Origin of the sequence: Streptomyces sp. NPDC051452 (assembly GCF_044454765.1) — a bacterium.
Lineage (GTDB): Bacteria > Actinomycetota > Actinomycetes > Streptomycetales > Streptomycetaceae > Streptomyces.
Map to the genome: position 1 here is coordinate 217,198 of NZ_JBITEB010000005.1, position 25,316 is coordinate 242,513.

A 25,316-nucleotide genomic window follows, 5' to 3' on the forward strand; every position below is an offset into this window, starting at 1 on the left:
GTTTCGTCCGACGTGAACGGGAACCGCAGCCAACGTGTCAAAAAAATGTCAGGCCGTCCGGAATCCGGACGGCCTGACGAGGGGTGGCGGTGCTCAGTGGTTGCGCGGGAACCCGAGGTCCACGCCGGCCGGGGCGTCGGCCGGGTCGGGCCAGCGGGTGGTGACGACCTTGCCGCGGGTGTAGAAGTGCGTGCCGTCGTTGCCGTAGATGTGGTGGTCGCCGAAGAGCGAGTCCTTCCAGCCACCGAAGGAGTGGTAGCCGACCGGGACCGGGATCGGGACGTTCACGCCGACCATGCCGGCCTCGACCTCCAGCTGGAAGCGGCGGGCGGCGCCGCCGTCCCGGGTGAAGATCGCGGTGCCGTTGCCGAACGGCGAGGCGTTGATGAGGGCCAGGCCCTCCTCGTAGGTCTCGGCGCGCAGGACGCACAGCACCGGGCCGAAGATCTCGTCCTGGTAGGCCTTGGCACTGGTCGGCACCTTGTCGAGCAGCGAGATGCCGATCCAGTGGCCGTCCTCGAAGCCCTCCACGGTGTAGCCGGTGCCGTCGAGCACGACCTCGGCGCCCTCGGCCGCCGCGCCCTCCACGTAGGAGGCCACCTTGTCCCGGTGGGCCTTGGTGATCAGCGGGCCCATCTCGCTCGTCGGGTCGTTGCCGGGGCCGATCTTGATCTTCTCGGCCCGCTCGCGGATCTTGTCGACCAGTTCGTCGCCGATGGCGCCGACCGCGACGACGGCGGAGATGGCCATGCAGCGCTCACCCGCGGAGCCGTAGGCCGCCGAGACCGCCGCGTCGGCGGCCGCGTCCAGGTCGGCGTCCGGCAGGACCAGCATGTGGTTCTTGGCACCGCCCAGCGCCTGGACCCGCTTGCCGTTGGCGGAGGCGGTGGTGTGGATGTGGCGGGCGATCGGGGTCGAGCCGACGAAGGAGACGGCCTTGACGTCCGGGTGCTCCAGCAGCCGGTCGACGGCCACCTTGTCGCCGTGGACGACGTTGAAGACGCCGTCCGGCAGACCGGCCTCGGCCAGCAGCTCGGCGATCTTGAGGGAGGCCGAGGGGTCCTTCTCGGACGGCTTCAGCACGAAGGTGTTGCCGGTCGCGATGGCGATCGGGAACATCCACATCGGGACCATCGCCGGGAAGTTGAACGGCGTGATGCCGGCGACGACACCGAGCGGCTGGCGCAGCGAGGAGACGTCGACACGGCTGGCGACCTGCATGGACAGCTCGCCCTTGAGCTGGACGTTGATCCCGCAGGCAAGGTCGACGATCTCCAGGCCGCGCGCGACCTCGCCGAGCGCGTCCGAGTGCACCTTGCCGTGCTCGGCCGTGATCAGCTCCGCGACGGCGTCCCGGTTGGCGTCCAGCAGCGCCCGGAACTTGAACAGGATCGAGGTCCGCTGGGCCAGCGAGGACTGGCCCCAGGTCAGATAGGCGTCCTTGGCCGCCGCGACGGCCGCGTCCACCTCCTCCACCGACGCGAACGCGACCTTGGTGGTGACCGCGCCGGTCGCGGGGTCGGTGACCGGCCCGTACGTACCCGACGCGCCTTCGACGGTCTTGCCGCCGATCCAGTGGTTGACGATCTTCGTCATGCCCAGAAACTCCTTTTACAGATGGCGGCGTCGGGTCGAGACGTGCCGTTCGTACAGCTCACGTGCCTTGACCGCCGACGGTCGGGTCGCGGTCTCTGCCACAGGAACATCCCACCAGGCCTGCGCCGGAGGCGCGCCCGACACAGTGTCGGACGTTTCGGTCTCCACGTAGACACATGTGGGAGTGTCCGCCGCGCGCGCCTCGGCGAGCGCGGCGCGCAGGTCACGCACGCTCCTGGCGCGCAGCACCCGCATGCCGAGGCTGGCCACGTTGGCGGCCAGGTCGACGGGCAGCGGGGCGCCCGTCAGCGCCCCGCCCTCGGCCGGGAACCGGTAGGCCGTGCCGAACCGCTCGCCGCCCACCGACTCCGAGAGGCCGCCGATCGAGGCGTACCCGTGGTTCTGCACCAGCAGGACCTTGATCGCGATGCCCTCCTGGACGGCGGTCACGATCTCCGTCGGCATCATCAGATAGGTGCCGTCACCGACCAGGGCCCAGACGTTCCGCCCGGGCGCGGCGAGCTTGACGCCGATCGCGGCCGGGATCTCGTAGCCCATGCAGGAGTAGCCGTACTCCAGGTGGTACTGGTCGCGCGAGCGCGCCCGCCACAGTTTGTGCAGGTCGCCGGGGAGCGAACCGGCCGCGTTGACGATGATGTCGGACTCGTCCACCAGCGCGTCCAGGGCGCCGATCACCTGCGGCTGGGACGGCCGGGTGTCCGGTTCGTCCGTCTCGAAGCAGGCGTCGACCCGCTGCTCCCAGCGCTCCTTGTCCTCGGTGTACTCGGCGACGTAGGCGTCGCGGACCCTGTACGGGGGCGCCGCCAGCGCCTCGGTCAGCTCGGCCAGGCCGCTGCGGGCGTCCGCGATCAGCGGCAGCCCGGCGAGCTTGTGACCGTCGAAGGACGCGATGTTGAGGTTCAGGAAACGGACGTCCGGGTTCGCGAAGAGGGTGCCGGAGGCCGTGGTGAAGTCCGTGTACCGGGTGCCCACGCCGATCACCAGGTCCGCGGTGCGGGCCAGCTCGTCGGCGGTCGCGGTGCCGGTGTGGCCGACGCCGCCGACGTCCTGCGGGTGGTCGTGGCGCAGGGAGCCCTTGCCGGCCTGGGTGGAGGCGACCGGGATCCGGGTGGCCGACGCGAGGTCGGCGAGGGCCTCCTCGGCGCGGCTGTGGTGGACCCCGCCGCCCGCGATGACCAGGGGCCTGCGCGCCCCGCGGATCGCCCGCACGGCCCGCGCCAGTTCGACCGGGTCCGCGCCCGGCCGTCGTACGGTCCACACGCGCGTCGAGAAGAACTCCTCCGGCCAGTCGTACGCCTCGGCCTGGACGTCCTGCGGCAGCGCGAGGGTGACCGCGCCGGTCTCCACCGGGTCGGTGAGGACCCGCATCGCCTGCAGCGCGCCGGGGATCAGCTGCTCGGGGCGGGTGACGCGGTCGAAGTACCGGGAGACGGGGCGCAGGGTGTCGTTGACCGAGAGGTCGCCCGCGTAGGGCACCTCCAGCTGCTGGAGGACCGGGTCCGCGGGGCGGGTGGCGAAGATGTCGCCGGGCAGCAGCAGGACCGGCAGGTGGTTGACGGTGGCGAGGGCGGCGCCGGTGACCAGGTTCGTCGCGCCGGGGCCGATCGACGTCGTCACCGCGTGCGCGGACAGCCGGTTGGACTGGCGGGCGTAGCCGACGGCCGCGTGCACCATCGACTGCTCGTTGCGGCCCTGGTGGTAGGGCATGACGTCCGCGTACTCGACCAGCGCCTGACCGAGCCCCGCGACGTTGCCGTGGCCGAAGATGCCCCAGGTGGCGCCGATCAGCCGGTGCCGCTCGCCGTCCCGCTCGGTGTACTGGGCGGCGAGGAAACGCAGCAGCGCCTGCGCGACCGTGAGCCTCGTCGTCGAGGTGGTGGTCATCGGTACCCCCCTGTGCTTTCTACGTGGTCGGGGTGGAAGCAGATCCGCCACTCCCGGGTCTTCCCCGGGCCCGCCATGACGTTCAGGTAGTACATGTCGTGCCCGGGCTGGGCGATGGACGGGCCGTGCCAGCCGTCGGGGACGAGGACGGCGTCGCCGGAGCGGACCTCGGCGAGGACGTCGGATCCGCCCTCGCGCGAGGGGAACACGCGCTGGTAGCCGAGCCCGCCCGGGCCGTCGATCTCGAAGTAGTAGATCTCCTCCAGCTCGGACTCCTCGCCCGGCCGTTCCTCGTCGTGCTTGTGCGGCGGGTACGACGACCAGTTGCCGCCCGGGGTGAGCACCTCGACGGCGATGAGCTTGTCGCAGTCGAAGGCGTCGGCGGAGGCGAAGTTGCGCACCTGGCGGGCGCAGCCGCCGCTGCCGCGAAGTTCGACCGGAACCTCCGGCGCGGGGCCGTAGCGGGCGGGGAGTCGTCGCTCGCACTTCGCTCCTGCCAGGGCGAAGCGGCCTCCCGCGCCGGAGGCGATCTGGACCCGGGAGTCCCGGGGGGCGTACGCGAAGTCGGAGGCGCCCGCGAACACACTTTCCCGGCCCAGGAGTTGGAACTCGTGCTCCTCGATTCGCACCGTACATCCACCTTCCAGCGGAAGCACGATCCATTCGGCGTCACCGGTGGTGAACGTATGCGTACCGCCCGGCGTCAACTCCACGACGCGCAGGCTGCTGTGCGTCCACGCGGCGCGCTCGGGGCCGATGTCGACGGCGTAGTGCGCGTTCGCGGTGCTGCCCTTGGGCAGGTGCAGGTCGGTGCCGGTCATGCGGGCCCTCACAGCAGTCCGGTGGCGGTGTCCACGGCGGCGGCCACATCGCCATCCGCCGGGTACAGCAGCGAGCGGCCGACCACCAGGCCGCGCACGGTGGGCAGTTGGAGCGCGCCCCGCCACTTCTCGTAGGCGGCGTCCTGGTCCTCGGGCGAGTCGCCGATGTCGCCGCCGAGCAGCACGGCGGGCAGGGTGGAGGTCTCCATGACCCGGGCCATGTCGTCGGGATTCTCGGTGACCGGCACCTTCAGCCAGGTGTAGGCCGAGGTGCCGCCGAGGCCGGAGGCGATGGCGATGGACCGGGTGACCGCCTCGGCGGACAGGTCGTTGCGCAGTCTGCCGTCGGGGCCGCGGCGGCTGATGAACGGCTCCACGAAGACGGGCAGCCGGCGCGCGGCCATACCGTCGATGGCGCGGGCGGCGGACTCCAGGGTGGTCAGGGAGCCCGGGTCGTCGTAGTCGACGCGCAGCAGCAGCTTGCCCGCGTCGAAGCCGAGGCGCTGGATGTCCTCGGGGCGGTGGCCGGTGAACCGGTCGTCCAGCTCGAAACCGGCCCCTTGCAGACCGCCGCGGTTCATGGAGCCCAGGACGACCTTGTGGTCGAGGACGCCGAGCAGGAGCAGGTCGTCGAGGATGTCGGCGGTGGCGAGGACGCCGTCGACGCCGGGCCGGGACAGCGCCAGGCACAGGCGTTCGAGCAGGTCGGCGCGGTTGGCCATGGCGAGTCCCCGGTCGCCGACCCCGAGGGCTCCGCGGGCCGGGTGGTCGGCGGCGACGATCATCAGCCGGCCGTTCTCGCGCAGCAGGGGCCGGCGGGCCCGGCGGGCGGCGGCCTCGGCGATCGCCTCGGGGTGGTGGGTGCGGGCGCGGACCAGCGCGGAGACGTCGACACGGGGCCGCCGGGCGCCGTCCCCGCCCTCCTGGTGGGTGCCCGTCACCCTGCCCGCCCTCACAGCACCGCTCCGGCCTGGAGCGCGGCGGCCACCTCGTCGGGGGTCGGCATCGCGGAGGAGCACTCCAGGCGCGAGGCGACGATGGCCCCGGCCGCGTTGGCATGTCGCATGATCGTCTCCAGATCCCAGCCGGCCAGCAGGCCGTGGCACAGCGCACCGCCGAAGGCGTCCCCGGCGCCCAGCCCGTTGAGGACGTCGACCGGCAGCGGCGGGACCTCGGCCGAGGTGCCGTCGCGGTGTACGGCGAGGACACCCTTGGGTCCCTGCTTGACGACGGCGAGTTCGACACCCGCGGCGAGCAGCGCCCGGGCCGCCGCGAACGGCTCGCGCACCCCGGTGGCGACCTCCACCTCGTCCAGGTTCCCCACGGCGACCGTCGTGTGGCGCAGGGCCTCGGCGTAGAAGGGGCGCGCGGCGGCGGGGTCCGTCCAGAACATCGGCCGCCAGTCGAGGTCGAACACCGTCGTGGCCGCCTTCGCCCGGTGGGCGAGGGCCGCGAGGGTCGCCGTGCGGCTGGGCTCCGCGCTCAGGCCGGTGCCGGTCACCCAGAAGATCCGGGTCTCGCCGATGGCGTCCAGGTCCAGGTCGCGGGCGTCGAGTTCCAGGTCGGGCGCCTTGGGCTGCCGGTAGAAGTAGAGCGGGAAGTCGTCCGGCGGGAAGACCTCGCAGAAGGTGACCGGGGTCGGGAGCCCGGGGGCCGGGGTGACCCAGCGGTCGTCCACGCCGAAGCCGCGCAGCGCCTCGTGCAGATAGCCGCCGAACGGGTCGTCGCCGGTGCGGGTGATCACGGCGGTGCGCCGGCCGAGCCGGGCCGCGGCGACCGCGACGTTCGCCGCCGATCCGCCGAGGAACTTGCCGAAGGTCGACACCCGGGCGAGCGGGACACCGGTCTGCAGCGGGTAGAGGTCCACTCCGATCCGCCCCATGGTGATCAGGTCGTAGGCCATCGGCTTCCCTTCGTCACGGCTCTCCCGGCTTTCTAGTCCCCCCGCCGAGCCCTGTCAATGTTTTGTCCGGACATTCGGACCATCCATCGGTGTCCCTGCCCACGGTGAGCGCCCGAAGTCAACGCGCCCCGCCCACGGGTCGTCACGCCCCTGTGCCGCAGCTGTGTCACAAACAACCCCAACACGTCACACATGTCCCGCGTACGCGGGCCCTGCGTCACACCCGCACGACAGGCGCTACCCGCCGGTCACTCAGCGTCGTTCACCGGGCACAGGCTTGGTGATCGCCAACGAAGCGCCCGGCTCCCCCGACGACCGTCCCCGGCCGCCGCCGCGGCGCACGCAGGGAGGTGCAACTCATGACCGACCGAAGGCTCTGGTCCTACAAGGAGATCGCGGCGCACATCCGGGTGCAGCCGGACACCGTACGGTCCTATCGCAAGCACGGGCTGCTGCCGGCGCCCGACCACGTGGAGGGCGGCAAGCCCTACTGGTACGCCGACACCGTCCGCGCCTGGGTCGCCTCCCGGCCCGGCAACCGCGGCCGCAGACAGGACTGACGACCGGCCGGACCGGCCGACGGCCCGCCATGACGAGGCGTCGGCCGCCTCCCCACGACCCGATGACCGCGCCCCCTCAGCCCCGCCCCGGGGGTGAGGGGGCCGGTTCGCCGTACGGAGGCCGGGGCGCGCGACGGCGACCGCCCGGGTCCGGCGGCGTACCGGGCACCGCCCGTCCCGAGGTTCCGCATGTTCCGCGTCGCACGTGACCCCACCGGGCGCCCTGGACTGCGACCGGCGGCACATCTGCCTAAAGTGCGGATGAATCGCCCGTGCGGATCCATCGCCCAGCAGCCCTAGGGACCCACGTGACCCACTTCCCGCCGCCCGGCACACCGAAGGCGCGCATCCCCGGCCCCCAGCAGCCGCCACCACCGTATCCGCGCATCGCGGCGGGCCTGTGGCGGCGCTGTCTGTACGGCGGGCTCGCCTCGTGGGCGCTGACCGCGGGGGTCGCGTACGCGACGCGCGGCACCGCGCCACTGCCCGCGCTGATCCTGCTCGGCAGCTTCCTGGTGCCGGTCGCCTTCGTCCTGTGGGCCTACGAGCGGCACGGCCGGGACCTCGGCGTCAGCGCCGTCCTCGGCTGCTTCCTGGCCGGCGGCGCGCTCGGCCTGTTCGGCGCCGTCCTGGCGCAGTCGTATCTGCTGCGCCCCTCCCCCGGGACGTTCCTCGGCACCGCCCTGGTCGAGGAGGCCGCCGGACTGGGGGCGCTGGTGTTCGTGCTGCGGCGCCAGCCGGGCATCCGCGGCACCCGGGCCGGGCTGGTGCTCGGGGCCGCCGTGGGCTTCGGCTTCGCCGCCGTGGAGAGCGCGGGGTACGCCGTCGGCGCGGCCGTCGCGAGCGCGGGCGCCGATCCGCGCACCCTGCTGGAGACGGAGCTGCTGCGGGGGGTGCTCGCACCGCTCGGCCACGGCCTGTGGACGGCGATCGCGGGCGGTGCGCTGCTGTCGCTGCGCCGGGTGAACGGGCGCCTGCGGTACGCCCCGCCGGTTCTCGCCGCCTTTGTGGGCGCCGCCCTGCTGCACACCCTGTGGGACTGCACGCGCGGCGCCGCGACCTGGATGGCGGCCCGCCTGTCCGGCACCGGCACCGGCACCGGCACCGGCACCGGCACCCAGGGGTACCCGGGGACGACGGGCGCCGGACAAGAGCACCTGTTCACGCTGTTCTCGGTCGGTGGCCTGGCCCTGGTCGCCCTGGCCGGGGCCGGTTGGGTGCTGTCGCTGGCGCGCCGGGAGACCCTTTGGAGAAATACCCCCTAGGGGTATAGTGTGAAGAGCATTGGGGTTCCCTCGGGAGCCCCACCGGCCCCACACGCCTCGACGAGGAGAACGACATGAGCGCCCAGACCGACACCCCGGGCTCCGTCACCGCCGTCTACCGGGTGACCGGCATGAGCTGCGGCCACTGCGAGGGTTCCGTCTCCGGGGAGATCGCCCAGATCCCCGGTGTCAGCTCGGTGAAGGCCGTCGCGTCGACCGGCGAGGTCACCGTCGTCTCGCAGTCCCCGCTGGACGACGAGGCCGTACGCGCCGCCGTCGACGAGGCCGGTTTCGAGCTGGCCGGCACGGCCTGAGGAACCGGCCCCAGGGACCGGCCCGAGGGATCGGACCCGAGGGATCGAGTCCCCGAGGAACCGTTCCCCCCTTCCCCGACCGGCCGTACCGACCGGCTGATACCGGATCCGTACGCCCCGGTCCGATGTCTGGAGTCCGGACATGACCAGCACCACCGCAGAGTCGGCCATAGCCACGGGTACGGCCGCCGGAGTCGAGCTGCTCATCGGCGGCATGACCTGCGCCTCCTGCGCCGCCCGGGTCGAGAAGAAGCTCAACCGGATGGACGGCGTGAGCGCCACCGTCAACTACGCCACCGGGAAGGCGAAGGTCGCCTACGGCGACGGCGTCCAGGTCGCCGACCTGATCGCCACCGTGGTGAGGACGGGGTACACCGCCGAGGAGCCCGCGCCGCCGCAGCCCGCGCCCGAGTCGGGCCCGGAGCCCGCCGAGCGGGACCCCGAGCTGGGCGCCCTGCGCCACCGTCTGCTCGTCTCCGCGCTGCTCGCCGCGCCCGTGATCCTGTTGTCGATGATCCCCGCGCTGCAGTTCGACAACTGGCAGTGGCTCTCGCTGACACTCGCCGCGCCCGTCGTCGTCTGGGGCGGCGCCCCCTTCCACCGGGCGGCCTGGACCAACGCCCGGCACGGCGCCGCCACCATGGACACCCTCGTCTCGGTCGGCACGCTGGCCGCGTTCGGCTGGTCGCTGTGGGCGCTGTTCTTCGGCGACGCGGGCATGCCCGGCACACACGAGGAGTTCCGCCTCACCGTCTCGCGGATGGACGGCTCCGCCACCGTCTATCTGGAGGTGGCCGCCGGGGTCGTCGCGCTGATCCTGCTCGGGCGCTATCTGGAGGCCCGCTCCAAGCGGCGCGCCGGGGCCGCCCTGAAGGCCCTGATGGAGCTGGGCGCCAAGGACGTGGCGGTGCTGCGCGACGGGCGCGAGGTGCGCGTGCCGGCGGACTCCCTCGCGGTCGGCGACCGGTTCGTCGTCCGGCCGGGCGAGAAGATCGCCACCGACGGCACCGTCGTCGAGGGCGTCTCCGCGGTGGACGCGGCCATGCTGACCGGCGAATCGGTGCCGGTGGACGTCGGTCCGGGCGACCGGGTCACCGGTGCCACGGTCAACGCGGGCGGCCGACTCGTCGTCGAGGCCGCCCGGGTCGGGGCGGACACCCAGCTGGCCCGGATGGCCAGGCTGGTGGAGGACGCGCAGAACGGCAAGGCCGAGGTGCAGCGGCTCGCCGACCGGGTGTCCGCGGTGTTCGTGCCCGTGGTCATCCTCATCGCGCTCGGCACCTTCGGTGTCTGGCTGGGCGTCACCGGGGACACGGCCGCCGCGTTCACCGCCGCCGTCGCCGTCCTGATCATCGCCTGCCCGTGCGCCCTGGGGCTCGCCACGCCGACCGCGCTGATGGTCGGCACCGGCCGGGGCGCCCAGCTCGGCATCCTCATCAAGGGCCCCGAGGTGCTGGAGTCCACGCGCCGCGTCGACACCGTCGTCCTCGACAAGACCGGCACCGTCACCACGGGCCGGATGACCCTCCAGTCCGTGTGCGTCGCCGAGGGCGAGGACGAGCGGGAGCTGCTGCGGCTCGCGGGCGCCCTGGAGCACGCCTCCGAGCACCCCGTCGCCCGCGCGATAGCCGCCGGCGCCGAGGAGCGCGCCGGTGTCCTGCCGGCGGCCGAGCACTTCGAGAACGTCCCAGGGCGGGGTGTCCGCGGGCGCGTGGACGGCCGTGAGGTGGCCGTGGGGCGGCTCGCGGAGAACACCGACGACCTCCCCGAGGAGCTGGCCCGCGCGGCCGAGGAGGCCGAGCGTCAGGGCAGTACGGCCGTCCTGGCCGGCTGGGACGGGCGGGCCCGCGGGGTCCTGGCCGTCGCCGACGCGGTCAAGGAGACCAGCGCCGAGGCGGTGCGCGAGCTGCGCGCCCTCGGCCTCACACCGGTCCTGCTCACCGGGGACAACCGGACGGTCGCCGAGGCGGTCGCGCGGACCGTGGGCATCGACGAGGTGATCGCCGAGGTGCTCCCCGAGGACAAGGTGGACGTCGTACGACGGCTACAGGGCGAGGGGCGCGCCGTGGCGATGGTCGGCGACGGCGTCAACGACGCGGCGGCGCTCGCCACGGCCGATCTGGGGCTCGCAATGGGCACCGGCACGGACGCCGCGATCGAGGCGGGCGATCTGACCCTGGTGCGCGGGGACCTGCGGGTGGCGGCCGACGCGATCCGGCTCTCCCGGCGCACCCTCGCCACCATCAAGGGCAACCTCGTGTGGGCCTTCGGCTACAACGTGGCCGCGCTGCCCCTGGCCGCGCTGGGTCTGCTGAACCCGATGATCGCGGGCGCCGCGATGGCCTTCTCGTCGGTGTTCGTGGTCACCAACAGCCTGCGACTGCGCACCTTCCGGTGAATTGGCCCGGTACCACCGGTAATTGACCTGGAACCGAAGTAAGAGTCCCCCTAGAGTCCGGCGCGCGCCTCACATAAGCTCTTCACAAGGCTCGCGCATCATCCTTACGCTTGAGCCTCGATCGGCGTATCGGGGCTCTTGCGCACCTAAGGGACATATGCAAGAGACGCAGATCACAGTGATGCGAACGTAACCATCGAAGGGGTTCGAAGGTCTAAGTTGGCGGTGTCAGGCCGGCGTCTTGGGGGGCGCTGACTGGCATCTGAGGATGTCTTGGGGGACTTCCTCAGAGATGCGTTGCCGGGGCACGTACACCGGGGAGCTTTGAGCGGCCCTCCCAGCGTGCGTTGTCCCGGCAGGTCGCACCGCATCACTGGAGCGCGACGGGTTGTGCCCGTCGCGCTCGAAGACAGCGATTTCAGGCGCTGTCCTCTCCGAGCGCCCGGCCGGATCCCGTGGGGGGAATCCGCACCGGGACATGGGAAGGCGCCCTGGTCGTCGGCCCGTGGGGGGACCGGCGATCCAGGGCGCCTTCCGCCTGCTCGCACTCTCTTCTCCGGCTCGCCGCGCCTCGCGCGCTGCCGGTTCAGGGCCCACCCGACGGGCAGGCCCTCGCGGTCAGCGGCCTCAGCGCGCCTCGACCGGCACGAAGTCGCGCTCGACGACGCCCGTGTAGATCTGGCGCGGGCGGCCGATGCGGGATCCCGGCTCCTTGATCATCTCGGTCCACTGGGCGATCCAGCCCGGCAGCCGGCCGAGGGCGAACAGGACCGTGAACATCTCGGTCGGGAAGCCCATGGCCCGGTAGATCAGACCGGTGTAGAAGTCGACGTTGGGGTAGAGCTTGCGCTCGACGAAGTAGTCGTCGGAGAGCGCGTGCTCCTCCAGCTTCAGGGCGATGTCGAGCAGCTCGTCCGACTTGCCCAGCGCGGACAGCACGTCGTGCGCGGCGGCCTTGATGATCTTGGCACGGGGGTCGAAGTTCTTGTAGACCCGGTGGCCGAAGCCCATCAGGCGGACGCCGTCCTCCTTGTTCTTCACCTTGCGGATGAAGGTGTCGACGTCGCTGCCGGAGTCGCGGATGCCCTCCAGCATCTCCAGCACCGACTGGTTGGCGCCGCCGTGCAGCGGGCCCCACAGCGCGTTGATGCCGGCCGAGATCGACGCGAACATGTTCGCCTGCGAGGAGCCGACCAGGCGGACCGTGGAGGTCGAGCAGTTCTGCTCGTGGTCGGCGTGCAGGATGAGCAGCTTGTCGAGCGCGGAGACCACGACCGGGTCCAGCTCGTACTCGTCCGCCGGGACCGAGAAGGTCATGCGCAGGAAGTTCTCGACGTAGCCGAGGTCGTTGCGCGGGTAGACGAACGGGTGACCGATCGACTTCTTGTACGCGTACGCCGCGATCGTCGGAAGCTTGGCGAGCAGCCGGATCGTGGAGAGGTCGCGCTGCTTCTCGTCGAACGGGTTGTGGCTGTCCTGGTAGAAGGTGGACAGCGCCGAGACGACCGAGGACAGCATGGCCATCGGGTGGGCGTCGCGCGGGAAGCCGCGGTAGAAGTTCTTGACGTCCTCGTGCAGCAGGGTGTGCCGCGTGATCTCGTTCTTGAACGTGGAGAGCTCGTCGACGGTGGGCAGCTCGCCGTTGATCAGCAGGTACGCCACCTCAAGGAAGGTGGAGCGCTCGGCCAGCTGCTCGATGGGGTAGCCGCGGTAGCGGAGGATGCCCGCCTCGCCGTCGAGGTAGGTGACGGCGGATTTATAGGCGGCCGTGTTGCCGTAGCCGCTGTCCAGCGTCACCAGACCGGTCTGGGCGCGGAGCTTCCCGATGTCGAAGCCCTTGTCGCCGACGGTGCTGTCGACCACCGGGTAGGTGTACTCGCCGTCGCCGTACCGCAGTACTACAGAGTTGTCGCTCACGTCTTCCCTCACCGACGTAGTGCCTCATCTTCGAGGTGCCCTGACTGTCTCTACCATCCCCCATTTGGCTCAGGAGAGTGCACTCGGGGTCGACCATTAGGCCTATTGGCGGCACTCAGTGCCGCCAACCTGCTCATCCTGCCCCCTCCGCACGGTGACGGGAAGTGCTCTGTGACCTTTGCGACTCGTTTGATCGATCATTTTTTGTGACGCGGGTCGCCTTCCCGGCCGGAGGCCTGGTCAGCGGCCCCCGAGCCGGAAGTCCAGGGCCGTGCAACGCCGTCCGGCGGACACCGTGCGCACCGCCTGCCCGATCGCCTTGCGTGAACCGACGAGGACGACGAGTCGCTTCGCCCGTGTCACGGCCGTGTACAGCAGGTTCCGCTGGAGCATCATCCATGCTCCCGTGGTGACGGGAATCACCACGGCGGGATATTCACTCCCCTGGGAACGATGGATGGTGACGGCGTACGCGTGCGCCAGTTCGTCCAGTTCGTCGAATTCGTACGGAATCTCCTCGTCCTCGTCCGTCAGCACGGTCAGCCGCTGGTCGACCGGATCGAGGGCGGTGACCACGCCCACGGTGCCGTTGAAGACACCGTTCTCCCCTTTTTCGTAGTTGTTACGGATCTGGGTGACCTTGTCCCCGACGCGGAAGATCCGGCCGCCGAACCGCTTCTCCGGCAGGTCCGGCCGGCCGGGCGTGATGGCCTGCTGGAGCAGTCCGTTGAGGTTGCCGGCGCCGGCCGGTCCCCGGTGCATCGGCGCGAGCACCTGCACGTCCCGCCGCGGGTCGAGCCCGAACCGGGCCGGGATCCGCCGGGCGGCCACGTCCACGGTGAGCCGCCCGGCCTCCTCGGTGTCGTCCTCGACGAACAGGAAGAAGTCCTTCAGGCCGTCGGTCAGCGGATGCTGTCCGGCGTTGATCCGGTGCGCGTTGGTGACGACGCCCGACTGCTGGGCCTGCCGGAAGACGCGGGTGAGACGGACGGCCGGGACGGGGCCGCCGTCGGCCAGCAGGTCCCTCAGCACCTCCCCCGCGCCCACGCTCGGCAGCTGGTCGACGTCCCCCACGAACAACAGGTGCGCCCCCGGCGGCACGGCCTTCACCAGTTTGTTGGCGAGCAGCAGGTCCAGCATCGACGCCTCGTCCACGACCACCAGATCGGCGTCGAGCGGACGCTCGTGGTCGTAGGCCGCGTCACCGCCGGGCTTCAGCTCCAACAGCCGGTGGACGGTGGAGGCCTCGGCGCCGGTCAGCTCCGCCAGCCGCTTGGCCGCGCGGCCGGTCGGGGCGGCGAGCAGCACCTTGGCGCGTCTGGCGCGGGCCAGCTCCACGATCGAGCGGACCGTGAAGGACTTGCCGCACCCGGGTCCACCGGTCAGCACCGCGACCTTCTCGGTCAGCGCGAGCTTGACGGCGGCCTCCTGCTCGGGGGCGAGGTCGGCTCCCGTACGACCCTTCAACCAGCCCAGCGCCTTCGCCCAGTCCACCCCCCGGAAACCCGGCATCCGGTCCTGGTCGGTGCGCAGGAGCCGCAGCAACCGGGAGGACAGGGACAGCTCGGCGCGGTGGAAAGGCACCAGGTAGACGGCTGAGACGGGCTGTTCGGCGTCCCCTTCCGGGCCGGGCACCCGCTCCCGCACGACTCCCGGCTCCGCGCCGTCCTCCGCCGGCTCCGCCAGCTGCGCCAGACACTCGATGACGAGCCCGGTGTCGACCTGGAGGAGCTTGACGGCGTCGGCGATCAGCCGCTCCTGGGGCAGATAGCAGTGTCCCTGGTCGGCGGACTGGGACAGCGCGTACTGCAGGCCGGCCTTGACCCTGTCCGGGCTGTCGTGCGGGATGCCGACGGACTGGGCGATCTTGTCGGCGGTGAGGAAGCCGATGCCCCAGACGTCGGAGGCGAGCCGGTAGGGCTGGTTCCTGACGACGGAGATCGAGGCGTCGCCGTACTTCTTGTAGATCCGCACGGCGATGGACGTCGACACCTCGACGCTCTGGAGGAAGAGCATGACCTCCTTGATCGCCTTCTGTTCCTCCCAGGCGTCGGCGATCTTCCTGGTCCGCTTCGGGCCGAGGCCGGGCACCTCGATCAGCCGCTTGGGCTCCTCCTCGATGACCTGGAGCGTGTCCAGCCCGAAGTGCTGTGTGATCCGGTCGGCGAACACGGGCCCGATGCCCTTGACCAGCCCGGAGCCGAGATACCGGCGGATGCCCTGGACGGTCGCGGGGAGCACGGTCGTGTAGTTCTCCACATGGAACTGCTTGCCGTACTGCGGATGCGACCCCCAGCGGCCCTCCATCCGCAGCGACTCCCCCACCTGGGCGCCGAGCAGCGCACCGACCACCGTGAGGAGGTCGGCGGCGCCTCTTCCGGTGTCGACCCGGGCGACCGTGTAGCCGTTCTCCTCGTTGGCGTACGTGATCCGCTCCAGCACGCCTTCGAGTACGGCGAGCCGCCGCTCGGCCATGGGGTTCCCCGCCTGCTCAGCCATGCCCCGACGGTACCGGTGGGGTATGACAGAGGGCACTGCTACCGTCCTTGCCCGTGACCGCCAACGTCGTACAGGCCGTCGAGGAGTTCCGCGCCCGCGTCGAGGCCGCCGCCACGGACATGCCCTACCGCGTGCGCCGGACGGAGTGGGGCGTCGAGCTGACCGTGGACGTCAACGCCCCACAGTGGCGTGAGCTGTTGACCCGGCAACGGCTCCGGCAGGTGCACACCTACCGTGTCGCGTTGCACCCCCGCGAGAAGACCTTCACGATCACCGACGTCGTCCGGAGGGTCGAGTACGAGGCGGGCCCGGGCGGGGTGCGTCTGGGCGCGGCGGTGTCCACCGGCCGGAGCGTGTACGTCATCAGATCCTGGAGCCTGGACGGCACCCCGCAGTACTCCTTCTCCTCCGCCGAGGGCCACCGCCTGATCCGGCGCGCGGCCCGTGAACTGGGCTGGCGCGAACGGAAGCCCCTGTCCATGAAGATCGCCCTCGGCATCGGCATCGTCTGCGCCGCCATAGCCCTGGGCACGCTGATCGCCCTCGCCGTGGCGTTCTGGCCCTGAGCCTTCAGGAGCGCGAACCCTTCTTGAGGGCATCGAGGAAGACGAGGAAGACCGGGGCGGGGAAGGTGAGGGCGGCTCGGGCCGGGTCCTTCGAATCACGGACGGCTATGCGGGTGGGGTGGGGGGCGATCTCGACGCAGTTGTTGCCGTCACCCTCACCGGAGTACGACGACTTGCGCCAGGTGTCGTGAGTGGTCACGTCGGCCTCACAGCCTCACAGCCTCTCGGTCGGTCGGTGGAATCCTCAGGAGCGGTGAGGGTCCGTCTTGAGGGCATCGAGGAAGGCGGCGAAAACGGGGGCGGCGAAGGTGAGGGTGGCTCGGGCCGGGTCCTTCGAATCGCGGACGGCTACGCGGGTGGAGTGGGAGGCGATCTCGACGCACTCGTTGCCGTCGCCCGGGCCCGAGTACGACGACTTCCGCTAGGTGTCGTGAGTGGTCACGTCTGCCTCACAGCCTCTCGGTCGGTCGGTGGAATCCTCAGGAGCGGTGAGGGTCCGTCTTGAGGGCATCGAGGAAGGCGGCGAAAGCGGGGGCGGGGAAGGTGAGGGTGGCTCGGGCCCGGTCCTTCGAATCGCGGACGGCTATGCGGGTGGGGTGAGAGGCGATCTCGACGCAGTTGTTGCCGTCGTCCGGGCCCGAGTACGACGACTTCCGCCAAGTGCCCATAGCGTGCCTCACAGCTCCTTCGCCAGCCCGTTGATGAAGTCACGCGACTGCTCCGCATCGAGCGCCACGTCCTCCACTTTACGGAAGCGCGTTCGAAAGGCACCCAGTTGCGCCACCGAGTCGATGAAGGCCGAACCATGGGGTACGTCACGTACCACCGTGTCCAACCCAGGGACCGGGCCGCCCACGTGGGTCATGGCGCTAGCGGCGCTGGCGAAGCCGTCCAGGTCGAAGGGGATCACACGCACGCTGATGTGATCCGCCTCGGAACGGTTCAGGAGCTTGGCGAGTTGAGCCCGGGAGGCCGCCCGGTCACTGACCCGGATGCGGAGAGCCGCCTCGTGGATCACCAGGTCGTACGGGATCGTGATGCGCTGCCGCCGCATGCGATGCTGCACACGCAACTCAAGCTCCTCGCTAGCCAGTTGCGGCACCCTGGACGAAAAGACCGCGCGGGCGTAGTCCTCGGTCTGCAGCAACCCCGGTACGTACAGGATCGCCACCTCATGCAAAAACGTGGCGTGGTGTTCCAGTTCGGCAAGGTCCAGGAACGAAGTGGGCAGCAAGCCCCGGTACTCCTCCCACCAGCCGCGTGTCCGGTCCGTCGCCATGGACACCAGTGAGTCGATGAACTCCTCGTCCGTACAGGCGTAATGAGACGCCAGGCGGCGAAGTCTCTGTTCGCTCACGCCCGCGAGGGCGGACTCGATGTGGGTGATATGGGTGGGACTCACTCCAAGCAGCGCTGCTGCCTGACGGCCGGTGAGGCCCGCCGCTTCACGAAGCCTGCGCAGCTCGGTAGCCAGTCGCAGCTGACGTGCTGTTGGTTCGCGCCTCAAATCCCTCGACCGCCTCTTGACTCAACGCGCCCATGGGCGCGACTCGTTCGAGGGGCAGATTACGCGATCAGCTTGCGGCATCTCTATATTTAGATCTACCGTCGGTGACGTACCGCACACGCTGCGGAAGTGCACCGCTCCGTCCTGCCGCGACGGCTGCGGCATGCCACCGCGCACCAACACCCCTTACGCCGAGCGGAGTTGATGACGCATGCCCGGAACCGAGCCCTGGGACTACACCCTCTACATCCCCAACGACGCCAGAGCCGTGACGGTGTGCCGCCGCACCCTGCGCCTGATCCTGACGCTGCACGGTCTGATCGGCCTGGTGGACACCGCCGAGTTACTGGCGACGGAGCTGGTCTCGAACGCCGTACGGCACACCAAGGGCCCGGCGGCGCTGCGGGTGCGCCGTACCCCGGAGGGCGTGGTGTGGATCGGGGCGTGGGACACCGACCCCGCCCCGCCGCCTCCTCCCCGACCGGTGGACCTGATTCCCGGGCTGGAGGAGGACGGCCGGGGCCTGGCCCTCGTACGGGCGTACGCCGACTACTGGGGCTGGCAGCCCTCGGCCCGGTTCGGCGACCGGGGCAAGTACGTGTGGTGCGAACTCGCCGCCGCCTAGCTCGTTGATCACGTCGTACGGAAAGGAGAACCCCGCGAGATCGCCGCCCTGAACGTGGGCCTCACCGAGATCGACCCCGACAGCGCCGCCGTCTTCGTGCAGTTCGTCGACTCCTGCCTGGCCGACCCCCAGGCGAAACAGATGTGGAGGGACCTGATGACAGCCATCCAGTACTTCTGGCGCCACCCACTGGCCGAACAAGTACGCGAAGAAGGCCGCGAACAAGGCCTGGAGCAGGGCCTGGAGCAGGGCCTGGAGCAAGGCCGTATCCAGGACCGCCAGGAGATGACGCTCCGCATCCTCGAATGGCGGCGCATCCCCGTCCCCGACACCGTCCGCGAACGCGTCGAAGCCTGCACCGACCTCGGCCGGCTGGAAACGTGGGCCCAGCGAGCCGTACACGCCACCGACGCAACGGACTTGTTCGCCGACGAGTGATCGCGTGGTCGTCGAAACGGCACTAGAGTCTGACGGGTGACTGCCGGGTCGGCCATGGGCCATGCACGAGTGAGGTTCCCGGCCTCGGCGTGAGCGCGAGGCGGGCAAGAGCCCCGCCCCTCTTCCGAGTCTTTCCTGCCTGGCGCCCGCACAGGGCGCGCTCCCCAGCGGATCCAAGACCCGAAAGACATGCCACACATGCCGAACGAACAGCGGTACCCGCAGGAAGCCACGACGCCGGCGACGCCCGTCCGGTTGGATCACACCGCCGTCTACGCCAGGGACCGGCACCTCTCCGCCGAGTTCCTGGCCGCGGTCCTCGGTCTGGAGGTCGGCGCTCCCTTCGGGCCGTTCCTCCCCGTCGACCTCGGCAACGGCGTGACGCTCGACTACTACGAGAATCGCGACGAGCCGATCCAGTCACAGCACTACGCGTTCCTCGTGCCCGAGGAACGCTTCGACTCCGCGATCGCCCGCCTCGAAGCTGTCGGGACCGTCTACTACGCCGATCCCCGGCACACCGAACCCGGCCGCACCAACGACCTGTTCGGCGGCCGGGGCGCCTACTTCGTCGATCCCGACGGCCACAACATGGAGATCATGACCCGGCCCTACATTCGCCCCTAGGACCTTCGGGGCCGGTGCCACGACCCACCCGCCCCCGGCCAGGCCTCGCGGCCGGGCCGGGGGCGCGAGCGCCGCGTGCCCCCGCCGGTCACTCGGGTCAGGGCCGCGTCGCACCGGTCCCGATGATCACCGCCTCCAGGTCACGATCCGGTTTCGGGATGTGCGCGAGGGGTTGCGCCACCCTCGTGTAATCGATTCCAATCCCATGCACAGGTCGATGTAATCGATTCCATGCGTCACGTTCCACAAGGAGGTGGGCCGGCGATGGCGAGCATCAAGGATGTCGCCGCCGCGGCGGGGGTCTCCGTCGCCACGGTGTCGCGGGTGCTGAACCAGCACCCGTCCGTCAGCGCGGACGCTCGTTCGCGCGTCCTGGCCGCCGTGGCGGCGCTGGGGTACCGGCCCAACGCGGTCGCCCGCTCCCTGCGCACCGACCAGACCCACACCCTCGGCCTGGTCATCAGCGACGTGCTGAACCCGTACTTCACCCTGCTGGCCCGCTCCGTCGAGGAGGAGGCCCGTGCCCGCGGCTACAGCGTGATCATCGGCAACGCCGACGAGCGGCCCGACCTACAGGACCACCACGTGCGGAACCTGCTGGACCGGCGCATCGACGGACTCCTCGTCTCCCCCACCGACGGCGGCTCGCCGCTGATGCTGGACGCCGTCCGGGCGGGCACCCCGATGGTGTTCGTGGACCGGTGGATCCCGGGCGTCGACGTGCCGGTGGTGCGCGCCGACGGGCGGGCGGCCGTACGGGATCTGGTGGCGCATCTGTACGGGCTCGGCCACCGCCGGCTCGCGATCATCGCCGGTCCCGCGGCCACCACGACCGGCAGCGAGCGCGTGGAGGCGTTCCGGGAGGCCATGGCGGAGTACGGGATCCCCCTCCCGGACGCCTACATAGGCCAGGGCGACTTCCAGGCCGAGAGCGGGCGGCGGGTCACCGAGGGCTTCCTCGATCTGCCCCGGCCGCCCGAGGTCGTCTTCGCGGCCGACAACCTCATGGCCCTCGGCGCCCTGGACGCCGTCCGCGCGCGCGGGCTGCGGGTGCCGGACGACCTCGCGCTCGCCGCGTTCGACGACATCCCGTGGTTCGTGCACACCGACCCGCCGGTCACCGCGATCGCCCAGCCCACGGATGAGCTGGGCCGGGCCGCCGTACGGGCCCTGGTCGACCGGATCGAGGGGCGGACCCCGCGATCCGTCACCCTGCCCGCCCGGCTCGTCGCGCGCCGCTCGTGCGGCGAGCCGCCCGCCCGGCCCCCTGCGCGGACCCCCGCCGCGCAGTCCCCCTCCCCAGTGCAAAGGAGCACGTCAGTGCAGAGGAGCACGTCGTGAGCAGCGCGGACGAACTGCTGCGCATCGAGGGCATCCGCAAGACCTTCCCCGGCGTGGTGGCGCTCGACGGCGTCGACTTCGATCTGCGTCGCGGCGAGGTCCATGTGCTGCTCGGTGAGAACGGCGCGGGCAAGAGCACGCTCATCAAGATGCTCTCCGGCGCCTACACCCCCGATTCCGGGCGGATCCTCGCCGGCGGCGAGGAAGTGCGCATCCACGGCGCGCAGGACGCCGAGCGACTCGGGATCGCCACCATCTATCAGGAGTTCAACCTCGTCCCCGATCTGACGGTCGCCGAGAACATCTTCCTGGGCCGGCAGCCGCGCCGCTTCGGGATGATCGACCGCAAGCGCATGGAGGCCGACGCCGAGGTGCTCCTCGCCCGCGTGGGCGTGAGGGTCTCGCCCCGCGCGCGGGTGCGGGAACTGGGCATCGCGCGGCTGCAGATGGTCGAGATCGCCAAGGCGCTCAGCCTGGACGCGCGCGTGCTCATCATGGACGAGCCGACCGCCGTGCTCACCTCGGAGGAGGTGGAGAAGCTCTTCGCCATCGTGCGCTCGCTGCGCGCGGACGGGGTGGGGATCGTCTTCATCACGCACCATCTGGAGGAGATCGCCGCCCTCGGCGACCGGGTCACCGTGATCCGGGACGGCCGGAGCGTCGGTCAGGTGCCCGCCGGCACGCCCGAGGACGAGCTGGTCCGGCTGATGGTGGGGCGCTCCATCGAGCAGCAGTACCCGCGCGAGCGGCCCGAGCGGGGCGCCGCCCTGCTCAGCGTCGAGGGGCTGACCCGTGACGGTGTCTTCCACGACGTGAGCTTCCAGGTGCACGCCGGGGAGGTGGTCGGTGTCGCGGGGCTGGTGGGCGCCGGACGCACGGAGGTCGTGCGGGCCGTGTTCGGCGCGGATCCCTACGACAAGGGCAGCGTGAAGGTGTCCGGCGCGGGGCTCAGGCGGCACGACGTGAACGCGGCGATGGCCGCCGGGATCGGTCTCGTACCGGAGGACCGCAAGGGCCAGGGGCTGGTGCTGGACGCCTCCGTGGAGGAGAACCTGGGTCTGGTGACCATGCGGGCCGCGACCCGGGCCGGGCTGGTCGACCGCAAGGCGCAGCATGTGGCGGCCGAGCGGATCGCCGGGCAGCTCGGCGTGCGGATGGCGGGCCTCGGCCAGCACGTGCGGACCCTGTCCGGCGGCAACCAGCAGAAGGTCGTGATCGGCAAGTGGCTGCTGGCCGACACCAAGGTGCTGATCCTCGACGAGCCGACGCGCGGTATCGACGTCGGTGCCAAGGTCGAGATCTACCAGCTCGTCAACGAACTCACGGCCGCCGGGGCCGCCGTGCTGATGATCTCCAGCGATCTGCCGGAGGTGCTCGGCATGAGCGACCGGGTGCTGGTGATGGCCCAGGGCCGGATCGCGGGTGAGCTCACGGCCGACGAGGCCACCCAGGACGCCGTGATGGCCCTCGCCGTCTCGGCCCCGACCGGCCGGAACCCCGGCACGGCTCCGACCGGCGGTGACGCCGGTCCCGACACCACCTCGACCCACGGCAAGGAGGGCCCCCGTGGCCACTGACACGCTCAAGAGCACGACGGGCGCGAGTGGCGCCCCGGGCGGCCTGCGCCGGCTGCTGCTCGACAACGGCGCGCTGACCGCGCTGATCGTCCTGGTCATCGCCCTGTCGGCGCTGTCCGGCGACTTCCTGACGACGGACAACCTGCTCAACATCGGTGTCCAGGCCGCCGTGACGGCGATCCTCGCCTTCGGTGTCACGTTCGTGATCGTCGCGGCGGGCATCGACCTGTCGGTCGGCTCGGTGGCGGCGCTGTCGGCGACCGTGCTGGCCTGGAGTGCCACGAACCACGGCGTGCCGGTGTTCCTGGCGCTCGTGCTGGCCGTCGCCACGGGTGTCGCGGCCGGTCTGGTGAACGGTTTCCTCATCGCCTACGGCAAGTTGCCGCCGTTCATCGCGACGCTGGCGATGCTGTCGGTGGCGCGCGGTCTGTCCCTGGTGATCTCCGGTGGCGTCCCGATCCCCTTCCCGGCCTCGGTCTCGCACCTCGGGGACACGCTCGGCAACTGGCTGCCGGTACCGGTGCTGGTCATGGTGGCGATGGGCCTGATCGCGGCGTTCGTGCTCGGCCGGACGTACATCGGCCGTTCCATGTACGCGATCGGCGGCAACGAGGAGGCCGCGCGGCTGTCGGGCCTGCGGGTGACGAAGCAGAAGCTCGCGATCTACGCGCTGTCCGGGCTGTTCGCCGCCGTGGCGGGCATAGTGCTGGCCTCCCGGCTGTCCTCCGCGCAGCCGCAGGCCGCCGACGGCTACGAGCTGGACGCCATCGCCGCCGTCGTCATCGGCGGCGCCTCGCTCGCCGGTGGCACCGGCAAGGCCTCGGGCACGCTGATCGGCGCGCTGATCCTCGCGGTGCTGCGCAACGGCCTCAACCTGCTCAACGTGTCCGCCTTCTGGCAGCAGGTCGTGATCGGTGTCGTCATCGCACTGGCGGTGCTGCTGGACACCGTGCGCCGCAAGGCCGGGGCGACGCCGGTGGCCGCGGGGACGGGCGGCGGGAACAGGGGCAAGCAGGCGGTGACGTACGCGCTGGCGGCCGTGGTGACGGTGGCGATCGTCGGCGCGACCTCGTTCCTGCACGGCTCCTCGTCCTCGGCGACCCCGAAGATGGGCCTGTCGCTGTCCACCCTGAACAACCCGTTCTTCGTGCAGATCCGGGCGGGCGCCCAGGCCGAGGCGAGGAAGCGGGGCGTGGACCTGACCGTCACCGACGCCCAGAACGACGCCTCCCAGCAGGCCAATCAGTTGCAGAACTTCACCACGGCCGGGCAGGGCGCGATCATCGTCAACCCGGTGGACTCCGACGCGGCGAGCAACTCGGTCAAGGCCGCCGACAAGGCGAACATCCCGGTCGTCGCCGTGGACCGGGGCGTCAACAACGCCTCCGTGGACACCCTGGTGGCCTCGGACAACGTGGCCGGCGGTGAGCTGGCGGCGAAGACGATGGCCGAGAAGCTGGGCGGCCGGGGCAGGATCGTGATCCTTCAGGGCCAGGCGGGCACGTCGGCGGCCCGGGAGCGGGCGGCCGGCTTCGCCAAGGGGCTGAAGGCCTACCCCGGCATCCGGGTGCTGGCGCAGCAGCCCGCCGACTTCGACCGCACCAAGGGGCTCGACGTGATGTCGAACCTGCTCCAGGCCCACCCCGACGTGCAGGGCGTCGTCGCCGCCAACGACGAGATGGCCCTCGGCGCCATCAAGGCGCTCGGTTCCAAGGCCGGCCGGTCGGTCCAGGTGGTCGGCTTCGACGGCACCCCGGACGGACTGAAGGCGGTCAAGGACGGCACGCTGTACGCGTCGGTCGCCCAGCAGCCGACCCAGCTCGGCCGGATCGCCGTGGACAACGCGCTGAGGGCGGTCCAGGGCAAGAAGGTGGAGCCGACGGTGAAGGTGCCGGTGAAGGTGGTCACGAAGGACAACGTGGCCGGTTTCAGCGGCTGACAAAGGCGCGGGGCGGGCGGTCGTACCGGGCACGGATCCGGGGCGGCCGCCCGCCCGAGGTCATCTCTTCAGGGGAGTCAACTGATGTACGACTACGACCTTCTGGTCGTGGGTTCGGCCAACGCCGACCTGGTGATCGACGTCGAGCGGCGGCCGGCCGCCGGCGAGACGGTGCTCGGCGGCGACCTGGCCGTGCACCCGGGCGGCAAGGGAGCCAACCAGGCGGTCGCCGCCGCCCGGCTCGGGGCGCGCACGGCGCTGCTCGGGCGGGTCGGCGACGACGGTCACGGCCGGCTGCTGCTGGACTCCCTGCGCGCGGCCGGGGTGGACACGGCCGGGGTGCTGGTGGGCGGCGCGCCGACGGGCGTCGCGCTGATCACCGTCGATCCTTCCGGAGACAACAGCATCGTGGTGTCGCCGGGCGCGAACGGCCGGCTGGCGCCGCGGGACGTGCGGGCGGCGGCCCCCCTCGTGCACGGCTGCCCCGTGGTCTCGGCCCAGCTGGAGATCCCGCTGGAGACGGTCGTGGAGGTCGTCCGGAACCTGGCGCCCGGCAGCCGGTTCGTCCTCAATCCCTCACCGCCGCGCCCGTTGCCGTCCGAGGTGCTGGCCGCCTGCGATCCGCTGATCGTCAACGAACACGAGGCGCGGGTGATCCTCGGCGACGCCCGGCTCGGCGAGGACCCCGAGGACTGGGCCCACCTGCTGCTGGCCGAGGGACCGCGTTCGGTGGTGGTGACGCTGGGCGCCGAGGGGGCGCTGGTGTGCGACGGCTCCGGTGCGCGCCGGGTGCCGTCGGTGAAGGTGGACGCGGTGGACACCACCGGTGCCGGTGACGCCTTCACGGCCGCCCTGGCCTGGAAGCTGGGGTCGGGTGCCGCCCTGGCGGACGCGGCGGCCTACGCGGCCCGGGTCGGCGCGGCGGCCGTGACGAAGCGGGGCGCGCAGGAGTCATACCCGACGGCCGAAGAGGTCGGGGCACTGTGAGGAAGGCGGGCATCCTCAACCGCCATCTCGCGGGCGCTCTGGCGGAGTTGGGGCACGGGGACAGGGTGCTGGTGTGCGACGCGGGCATGCCGATCCCGGACGGCCCCCGGGTGGTGGACCTCGCGTTCCGCGCCGGTGTCCCCGCCTTCGCCGAGGTGCTGGACGGGCTGCTGGCCGAGCTGGTGGTGGAGGGTGCCACCGCGGCGGCGGAGGTGCGGGCGGCCAATCCGGCGGCGGCCGCCCTGCTGGAGGGCCGCTTCCCCGACCTGGCCCTGGTGCCGCACGAGCGCCTGAAGGAGTTGTCGGGCGGGGCCCGTCTGGTGGTCCGCACCGGGGAGGCCCGCCCGTACGCCAACGTCCTGCTGCGGTGCGGGGTGTTCTTCTAGGGCCCCCTTCCGGATCCTGCCGGGGTCGGCCGGGGTCGGCCGGGGTCGGCCGCGCTCGGGCCGGGGTCGGCCGGGGTCGGGCCGGGGTCGGCCGTGCTCGGGCCGGGGTCGGCCGGGGTCGGGCCGGAACGACGGCCCGGGAGAA

General features: G+C 71.4%; 22 protein-coding genes and 2 pseudogenes. 13 read left to right on the forward strand and 11 right to left on the reverse strand.

The window, feature by feature from the left end; all coding sequences use genetic code 11:
- Positions 1–93: 93 nt before the first annotated feature.
- From mmsA to iolC, 5 genes are read right to left on the reverse strand one after another with little or no spacing between them, the layout of a single operon-like run.
- Positions 94–1,596: a CoA-acylating methylmalonate-semialdehyde dehydrogenase gene (gene mmsA / locus ACIBA9_RS15900; protein WP_362151186.1), complete on the reverse strand. Its 1,503-nt coding sequence runs from the start codon at positions 1,594–1,596 to the stop codon at positions 94–96.
- Between the two features lie 15 nt (positions 1,597–1,611).
- On the reverse strand, positions 1,612–3,501 hold the full coding sequence (gene iolD / locus ACIBA9_RS15905; RefSeq protein WP_399363313.1) for a 3D-(3,5/4)-trihydroxycyclohexane-1,2-dione acylhydrolase (decyclizing): 1,890 nt from the start codon (positions 3,499–3,501) through the stop codon (positions 1,612–1,614).
- A complete protein-coding gene (gene iolB, locus ACIBA9_RS15910; protein ID WP_362151181.1) occupies positions 3,498–4,322 on the reverse strand; it encodes a 5-deoxy-glucuronate isomerase in 825 nt (274 codons plus the stop codon). The genes iolD and iolB overlap by 4 nt, the downstream gene beginning before the upstream one ends.
- A gap of 8 nt (positions 4,323–4,330) precedes the next feature.
- The gene (locus tag ACIBA9_RS15915; protein ID WP_399363316.1) at positions 4,331–5,263 is read right to left on the reverse strand and encodes a deoxyribose-phosphate aldolase; all 933 of its coding nucleotides are present in this window, start codon (positions 5,261–5,263) and stop codon (positions 4,331–4,333) included.
- Positions 5,264–5,274: 11 nt separating this feature from the next.
- Entirely contained in the window at positions 5,275–6,225 is a 951-nt protein-coding gene (gene iolC, locus ACIBA9_RS15920) for a 5-dehydro-2-deoxygluconokinase (RefSeq protein ID WP_393898527.1), read from the reverse strand.
- A gap of 359 nt (positions 6,226–6,584) precedes the next feature.
- On the opposite strand from iolC, the gene ACIBA9_RS15925 reads away from it, so the two are divergent.
- From ACIBA9_RS15925 to ACIBA9_RS15940, 4 genes are all read left to right on the forward strand, one after another.
- Positions 6,585–6,785: a MerR family transcriptional regulator gene (locus tag ACIBA9_RS15925; RefSeq protein ID WP_362151174.1), complete on the forward strand. Its 201-nt coding sequence runs from the start codon at positions 6,585–6,587 to the stop codon at positions 6,783–6,785.
- Between the two features lie 308 nt (positions 6,786–7,093).
- Positions 7,094–8,050 carry a PrsW family glutamic-type intramembrane protease gene (locus ACIBA9_RS15930; RefSeq protein WP_399363318.1) on the forward strand — a complete coding sequence of 319 codons (957 nt, stop codon included), beginning with the start codon at positions 7,094–7,096 and terminating at the stop codon, positions 8,048–8,050.
- Positions 8,051–8,124: 74 nt separating this feature from the next.
- On the forward strand, positions 8,125–8,364 hold the full coding sequence (locus ACIBA9_RS15935) for a heavy-metal-associated domain-containing protein (RefSeq protein WP_399363320.1): 240 nt from the start codon (positions 8,125–8,127) through the stop codon (positions 8,362–8,364).
- 142 nt (positions 8,365–8,506) lie between these two features.
- Complete coding sequence (locus tag ACIBA9_RS15940; RefSeq protein ID WP_399363322.1) at positions 8,507–10,762, forward strand: heavy metal translocating P-type ATPase; 2,256 nt, start codon at positions 8,507–8,509, stop codon at positions 10,760–10,762.
- A gap of 627 nt (positions 10,763–11,389) precedes the next feature.
- Here ACIBA9_RS15940 and ACIBA9_RS15945 read toward each other — a convergent pair.
- Together ACIBA9_RS15945 and ACIBA9_RS15950 are read right to left on the reverse strand one after the other, a co-directional pair.
- On the reverse strand, positions 11,390–12,679 hold the full coding sequence (locus tag ACIBA9_RS15945) for a citrate synthase (RefSeq protein ID WP_393898523.1): 1,290 nt from the start codon (positions 12,677–12,679) through the stop codon (positions 11,390–11,392).
- Positions 12,680–12,919: 240 nt separating this feature from the next.
- Positions 12,920–15,178, reverse strand: coding sequence for an ATP-dependent RecD-like DNA helicase (locus ACIBA9_RS15950; RefSeq protein WP_399363325.1), 2,259 nt, complete (start codon positions 15,176–15,178; stop codon positions 12,920–12,922).
- Positions 15,179–15,231: 53 nt separating this feature from the next.
- On the opposite strand from ACIBA9_RS15950, the gene ACIBA9_RS15955 reads away from it, so the two are divergent.
- Entirely contained in the window at positions 15,232–15,744 is a 513-nt protein-coding gene (locus ACIBA9_RS15955) for a hypothetical protein (RefSeq protein ID WP_399363327.1), read from the forward strand.
- Between the two features lie 4 nt (positions 15,745–15,748).
- On the opposite strand, the gene ACIBA9_RS15960 is transcribed toward ACIBA9_RS15955, so the two are convergent.
- The 4 genes and pseudogenes from ACIBA9_RS15960 to ACIBA9_RS15975 form a co-directional block, all read right to left on the reverse strand.
- Entirely contained in the window at positions 15,749–15,943 is a 195-nt protein-coding gene (locus ACIBA9_RS15960) for a DUF397 domain-containing protein (RefSeq protein ID WP_399363329.1), read from the reverse strand.
- A gap of 45 nt (positions 15,944–15,988) precedes the next feature.
- A pseudogene (locus tag ACIBA9_RS15965) lies at positions 15,989–16,165 on the reverse strand (DUF397 domain-containing protein); the annotation flags it as partial.
- Between the two features lie 58 nt (positions 16,166–16,223).
- Positions 16,224–16,412 carry a DUF397 domain-containing protein gene (locus ACIBA9_RS15970; protein ID WP_399363331.1) on the reverse strand — a complete coding sequence of 63 codons (189 nt, stop codon included), beginning with the start codon at positions 16,410–16,412 and terminating at the stop codon, positions 16,224–16,226.
- A gap of 8 nt (positions 16,413–16,420) precedes the next feature.
- Positions 16,421–17,251, reverse strand: coding sequence for a helix-turn-helix domain-containing protein (locus tag ACIBA9_RS15975; RefSeq protein ID WP_399363333.1), 831 nt, complete (start codon positions 17,249–17,251; stop codon positions 16,421–16,423).
- Between the two features lie 211 nt (positions 17,252–17,462).
- Between ACIBA9_RS15975 and ACIBA9_RS15980 the strand changes: the two genes are divergently transcribed.
- From ACIBA9_RS15980 to rbsD, 8 genes and pseudogenes are all read left to right on the forward strand, one after another.
- A complete protein-coding gene (locus ACIBA9_RS15980; RefSeq protein WP_399363335.1) occupies positions 17,463–17,876 on the forward strand; it encodes an ATP-binding protein in 414 nt (137 codons plus the stop codon).
- Positions 17,877–17,936: 60 nt separating this feature from the next.
- Positions 17,937–18,314: pseudogene (locus ACIBA9_RS15985) on the forward strand (hypothetical protein); the annotation flags it as partial.
- Between the two features lie 198 nt (positions 18,315–18,512).
- Positions 18,513–18,941 carry a VOC family protein gene (locus ACIBA9_RS15990; RefSeq protein ID WP_399363337.1) on the forward strand — a complete coding sequence of 143 codons (429 nt, stop codon included), beginning with the start codon at positions 18,513–18,515 and terminating at the stop codon, positions 18,939–18,941.
- 264 nt (positions 18,942–19,205) lie between these two features.
- Positions 19,206–20,282, forward strand: a complete 1,077-nt coding sequence (locus tag ACIBA9_RS15995) for a LacI family DNA-binding transcriptional regulator (RefSeq protein ID WP_399363339.1) — start codon at positions 19,206–19,208, stop codon at positions 20,280–20,282.
- On the forward strand, positions 20,279–21,859 hold the full coding sequence (locus ACIBA9_RS16000) for a sugar ABC transporter ATP-binding protein (RefSeq protein ID WP_399363341.1): 1,581 nt from the start codon (positions 20,279–20,281) through the stop codon (positions 21,857–21,859). The genes ACIBA9_RS15995 and ACIBA9_RS16000 overlap by 4 nt, the downstream gene beginning before the upstream one ends.
- The gene (locus ACIBA9_RS16005) at positions 21,849–23,798 is read left to right on the forward strand and encodes a substrate-binding domain-containing protein (RefSeq protein ID WP_399363343.1); all 1,950 of its coding nucleotides are present in this window, start codon (positions 21,849–21,851) and stop codon (positions 23,796–23,798) included. The genes ACIBA9_RS16000 and ACIBA9_RS16005 overlap by 11 nt, the downstream gene beginning before the upstream one ends.
- 84 nt (positions 23,799–23,882) lie before the next feature.
- Positions 23,883–24,785, forward strand: coding sequence for a ribokinase (locus ACIBA9_RS16010; RefSeq protein ID WP_399363345.1), 903 nt, complete (start codon positions 23,883–23,885; stop codon positions 24,783–24,785).
- Positions 24,782–25,171: a D-ribose pyranase gene (gene rbsD / locus ACIBA9_RS16015; RefSeq protein WP_399363347.1), complete on the forward strand. Its 390-nt coding sequence runs from the start codon at positions 24,782–24,784 to the stop codon at positions 25,169–25,171. Before ACIBA9_RS16010 ends, rbsD begins: the two co-directional genes overlap by 4 nt.
- Positions 25,172–25,316 lie beyond the last annotated feature (145 nt).